We start from the raw sequence: 6,000 nt of genomic DNA on the forward strand, positions 1-6,000 counted from the left end.
ATTCTACAATTATTTTCTTCTTAATTCCAATGATCCGCGTAATGGTTCCAACGTGTCGTTTAATTTCAACACATAGAAATAGGTTCCATCCACTACGTCTTCACCAAATAAAATGCGATTGGTATTGGATTGTCCGTTCCAGTTATTGGTATATGGCTTCGCCTGAAATACCAACTCTCCCCAGCGGTTGTAGATGTATAATTCGTTCTCCGGATATTTTTCCAATCCTGTAATCACAAAGTTGTCATTGATGCCATCACCATTTGGTGAGAATCCTCCGGGTACATTGATTATTATTTCTTCAGTTACGCGGAATACAACGATTGCTGTATCGCAGAAATCGGAACAGAATGCATCACAAATCACATAGGTGATGGTATCATAACCAATGAAATTATCATTCGGATCGTAGGTGATGGTGGTCCCATTTACGGTGTAGGTTCCGTTGGATGAATTATTAATAATTCCAATAGTTCCGGGATTACCTATATCATTCAATGAAGTATTGATGCTTACGCTGGATGTGTTCTCTACATAAGTAGAATCGTTATTGGCATCTATACTTCCTGCATTGTAAATAGAAACCAAAACACTGTCGCTTGCGCTACATCCTTGTGCGTTGGTAACGGTAACGGAATAATACGTGTTACTTGTAGGATTTACACTAATACTTGCAGTTGTTTCCCCGGTTTCCCAATTATAGGTTCCGCCTCCGCTTGCTGTAAGTATAGTAGAGGTATTCGGACAAATTTGTACGTCGTTACCAGCACTTGCATTTGGATTTGCATTTACGGTAATGGAAATTTGTTCTTGTCCACCAAGATTCGTACAACCATTTTGATTAACAGCTTCCACAAAATAATTTGTTGTTCCAACAGTTGGTGTAACCGTTAATGGAGATGTTCCCAATAAATTTCCGGAAGCATCATAAATGTTGTACGTAATATTTGCACCGGATCCACTTGCGGTAATAGTGCTTGTTTCTCCGTTACAAATTGTGCTGCTGCTTGCGTTTACGGTAGGATCTAAAGGTGATGCATTTACTAAAATGGAATTGGTAACAGCATCCTGACAAGGCGCTACTCCTACAGTATAGGTGATGTTCACCGTACCTGATAATCCTGTTGGATCGAATGTATTTCCACTCACACCAGTTCCACTCCATGTTCCACCAGCAGTTCCGGTAATAAGCGGATTAAGATTTAACACACCATCCGATTCACACATGGTGCCTGGACTATTCCATGTTGCAGTAATAGTTGCCTGCACGCTGATGCTTTGTGTCAAAGTTTGTACGCAAGGTGAGGTTCCAACCGTATAGGTTATGTTAATGATTTGTCCTGCTAAACCGGTTGGATCAAAAATATTTCCGCTAACGCCAGTACCACTCCATGTTCCTCCGCTTGTTCCGGTAATAAGTGTGTTTAAATTAATCGGACCTGCTTGTATACATGTTGCGCCGGGACTCGTCCAGGATGGATCTGCAACCGGAATTACAGTAACAGTGATAGATTGTCGTCCTGCTAAATCTCCGCAACCATTGCTGTTTGCCGCTTCGATATAATAGGTGGTGGTTGCACCGGGTGATACATTCAATGGTGTTGCGCCTAACAATGTGCCACCGGTTGGAGCATCATATACATCGAACGAAGTTGCGCCGGTACCACTTGCATTTAGCGTTGTGGATTGTCCCGCACAAATAGTTGTATTACTTGCTGAAACTCCTGTTAGATCTGGTGTAACATTAACGGTAATTGTAACAGTAATTGGACTTCCATTACATGAATTTGCAGTTGGTGTTACTGTATAAGTTGCAGTGCCTGGATTTGTTCCGCTTGTACTTAATGTTTGCGCAATGGATGATCCTGAATTAGTGGTTCCACCTGTTACACCACTTTGTGATACGGTCCAGTTAAATGCTGTTCCTCCAACATTCGATCCCAATGCAATGGATGTTGCATTTCCTGAACAAATGGTTTGTGTGGATGGTGTTGCAGTTGCAACCGGTGTTGGATTTACAGTTACGGTAGCAGTGATGGGTGAACCATTACAACCATTAGCAGTTGGTGTAACTGTATAAGTTGCAGTTCCTGATGTTGTTCCCGAATTGCTGATGGTTTGTGCAATACTGCTTCCACTACCATTGGAGGCACCGCTTATTCCTGCAGTTTGAGAAACGGTCCATGCGTAAGTGGTATTTGCCGTGTTCGAACTTAATGCAATTGAACTTGCATTGCCGGAACAAATAGTTTGTGTGGATGGTGTAGCTGTTGCAACTGGTGCAGGATTTACGGTGATGGTTGCAGTAATTGCAGTTCCGCTGCAACCATTTGCAGTTGGTGTAACTGTATAGGTTGCTGTTCCTGCTGTTGTACCGGAATTGGATAAGGTTTGCGAAATACTCGAACCACTACTGTTGCTTCCTCCACTTATTCCCGCTGTTTGAGAAACGGTCCAGGCAAATGTTGTTCCGCTTACATTCGAAGTTAATGCAATTGATGGTGCATTTCCTGAGCAAACAGATGTTGATGATGGAGTAGCTGTTGCTGTAGGAATTGGATTTACAGTTACGGTAACGGTTGCTGTACTTCCTGTACAACCATTCGAAGTGGGCGTAACGGTATACGTCACCGTTCCCGGTGTAACACCGCTTGCAGTTAATGTTTGATTGATGGTTGATCCGGATCCATTACTTGCTCCTGTTGCACCCGATTGAGTAACGGTCCATGCAAATGTGGTGCTTGATGTTGTACCCGGCACTGTAGATGAAAGCGAAATATTCGGTCCATTACCGGAGCAGACGCTGGTTGGGGATGGACTCGCAACTACATTGGGTAATGGATTTACGGTAACGGTAACCGAAGTTCGCGACGAAACACATCCCGGATTGGTATTGTCTTCCGCTTCTACATAATAGGTAGTGGTAGTGGTTGGACTAACAACGGTAGATGCTGAATTTGAAAATGCAGTTCCTCCCGACGATACAGTGTACCAGTGATAGGTCACATTCGTTCCGCCACTTGCGGTTAAAGTTACAGATGCTCCCTGACAGATGGTAGCTGGACTAGGATTAGTTGAAACGGTAGGAGCTACCGGTGGGGTACAAATTACATTTAAGCAATGTGAATTTACGGTTGGCGTTAAATTGTTAACCACCGGCGTGAAAGTTCCTTCGGATGCTAGGTTGAAATTCGAACTGGTTGGAGTAGAAAATGACATCGTGTAATTTCCTAGTGAAGGAGTTCGGGTGGTAGGTGGACAACCTGCATCAGGATCGTTCATGTTTCCGGATGCATCGGTTCGAATGAGATTATAATTAAATCCGGTAATTTGCTGATCCGTCATTACCATATAATAACCCTGGTCACTACATAATCCACCTTCCGGTAATATGGAAGAAAGTCCGATTGGTGAATATCCTCTTCCGAAAATCAATGCTCCGGTTGAACTGTTCAATTTAAAAATGGTCGAATAAAAAGTGGGAAACAAACCGGAAATTTCTGTTCCGATTACGGAATAGTTTCCATCGGAATTTTCCATCAGATCCTGTACAATAAATGTTGCAGGCGGAAATGCTGATCCATTGATTTTGCGAGAAAAACTTCCAACGGTTGGTGTAGATCCTGTTCCTTGTAGTTTTACAATGATAGCATCGAGGTTATCATAACCTCCAACTAAAATATCGCCGGTAGATAGTCGTAATGCGGCATTTAATCCCTGGCTGTTTCCACTACCTCCAAACCTTCTTATATAAGTGAGGTTTCCGCTTAAATCGGTTTTAATGATTAATCCATTGCGTGGGTAGTCACCATCTGAATCTAATGTTCCTGTTCCTTCAGATGATTCACCAACAAAGAAATATCCGTCGGCCGATTCTGCAACATCGTTGATGTAATGTTCATCCGGATTAGCAGTGGAGATGGTCCACACTCTGCTCCATTGTAAAACACCTGCCGAATTCACTTTAAATCCGAATGCAGAAGTAGTATCAACTGTATTGGCACTTACTCCGTCCCAGAAATAATCCACACTTCCTCCCACAAGAAATCCGCCGTCGGAAGTTTCTATAATAGAGTTCGCTGTTTCTACGGAGGCGTCATCGGAGGGACGATTAGGTAATGAATAGCGTTTGGCCCAAATCAGATTTCCGTTATCGTCGATACGCACAAGTACTGCACCATTACTATCCGAACCACCTGCTGCGATGTACCCTCCGGTGCTTACTTTTTTGAGATCGTTAAACTGTGTTGCAATTCCCCCAACAAATGCCTTACTCCAAATTACGTTACCTGTACTGCTCACCTTGGTGATGTTACCATAAAGTGGCAAGAACGATGTATTGGTTCCGGCAAAAACAAAATCGCCCGTTGGTGTTTCCACCATTCCACCTGCAATATCTAATGCCGCAATATCGTAGCTGGTACGAAAGGTGGTTTGAGCTTTGTTTACTAAAGTGCTGGTAAGAAGTCCTAAAAGAACGATAGTCCTTCTCCCGAAAATTTTCATTTTCTGAATGTTGATTTTCATGATTCGTAGTTTTCCGCTGCAAATGTATCGTAGCCGAATCCCCGGAAAGAAGAGGGGTGGCCCCTCAAAAAATGGGGCTAAATCGATAAAAAGTAAAGTTTAACAGGATTAATTCATCGACGAATTAAAATTCACGGATGGTCGACAAAAGCTCTCTGTTTTCGCTTACCCACAGCAATAAGCTATTGTTCCGGGCATCGAGTTCGAGCTTTTTACAAATTCGCGAACGGTAATTTTCTACGGTTTTAACCGAAACAAAAAGCAATTCAGAAATTTCTTTACTGGAGCGGTTTTGACTAACCAGCTTGAGGGTTTTTAATTCAGCCTGTGTTAGCGTTGAAAGAAGATCCTGGATTTTTTCTTTTTTCTTATCCGCCTCGCGATATTTATTAAAAGCAGATTGGAGGGATTGGCCGATAAATTTTTTACCCAGCATCACTTCCTTAATGCAATCTACAATTTCGATTACTGAATTATCCTTTACAACATAACCGGAAGCTCCGGTGAGGAATGCTTTGTTAAACATTTCTTCCTCTTTGTACATGGTGAGGATAATTACTTTAGTCGGAATGTTTTCTGAATAAATTTTCTGGCAGATTTCCAGTCCGTTCATTTCCGGCATATCAATATCCAGAATGGCAACATCGGGTTGAATGCTTCGGATTGATTCCAAGGTAATATTGCCCGAATCACACTCAGTAATTTCGGCATTCGGAAATGAATTAAGGACAATATCCTTTAATCCTTTTCTGAAAATCGGGTGATCATCGGCAATGAGTAGCTTCATGAATTAGAAATCCTTTCCAGGTTAAATTTAATAATTAATCGGAAACCCTTGCCTTGATTATCGCTCAACTGCAATTCTCCTTTTAACATTTTAACCCTTTCGCGGATACTTAAGAACCCAATCCCCCGAATCTCCTCTTGATTTCCAATACCTTTTCCATTGTCTCTATAAGTAAATAAACAATGTTCTCCACTCTTCTCAATGGAAATTTTTAATGCACTTGCACCGGAGTGACGCGTGGTATTGGTTACACATTCCTGAATAATACGATACAAATGCGTTTTATTTTCGGGAGATATTTCTTCTATTTCATTGCACACATCAAAACTGCATTCTATTCCGGTTCCGGATTGCGTCATTTCCATTAAGCGGGCAATACTTCGTATTAATCCGATTTTTTCTAAATAGGAGGGATATAAGTTCCGTGAAATTTCGCGGGTTTGCTCAATTACTTTTCCAACTTCTTCTTCGAGCGATTGCAAATTTTCTTCCCCATTTCTTCCTAAAATATTTAAGCGCGATTTTACGGCAGAGAGACTTTGTCCGATATCATCATGCAAATCGCGGGCAATGCGACTCCTTTCCTTTTCGAGGTTGGCAATTAATTGCTGACTAAAACGCTCTTGTTCCTTGCGGATGTTCCGCTGATTACGGATGTAGAAAACAATAAACAACAAAATTAATAT

The 6,000-nt window shown here is 41.9% G+C and carries 3 protein-coding genes; all 3 read right to left on the bottom strand.

Translation table 11 applies throughout. The features are described from left to right. Positions 1-9 precede the first annotated feature (9 nt). Positions 10-4,527: a gliding motility-associated C-terminal domain-containing protein gene (locus tag K1X56_08355; GenBank protein MBX7094717.1), complete on the bottom strand. Its 4,518-nt coding sequence runs from the start codon at positions 4,525-4,527 to the stop codon at positions 10-12. A 124-nt stretch (positions 4,528-4,651) separates the two neighbouring features. Further along, positions 4,652-5,314 carry a response regulator transcription factor gene (locus K1X56_08360; GenBank protein ID MBX7094718.1) on the bottom strand — a complete coding sequence of 221 codons (663 nt, stop codon included), beginning with the start codon at positions 5,312-5,314 and terminating at the stop codon, positions 4,652-4,654. Continuing rightward, positions 5,311-6,000 (bottom strand): sensor histidine kinase (locus K1X56_08365; protein ID MBX7094719.1); only part of this gene is annotated, 690 nt, incomplete at its 5' end. The genes K1X56_08365 and K1X56_08360, both read right to left, overlap by 4 nt.

The organism is Flavobacteriales bacterium (assembly GCA_019694795.1).
Classification (GTDB): Bacteria; Bacteroidota; Bacteroidia; order Flavobacteriales_D; family UBA2798; genus UBA2798.

Bases quoted from the DNA above. Each gene is read 5' to 3' on its own strand.
- K1X56_08355 (MBX7094717.1), bottom strand. From the start codon at position 4,527: ATGAAAATCAACATTCAGAAAATGAAAATTTTCGGGAGAAGGACTATC.
- K1X56_08360 (MBX7094718.1), bottom strand. From the start codon at position 5,314: ATGAAGCTACTCATTGCCGATGATCACCCGATTTTCAGAAAAGGATTA.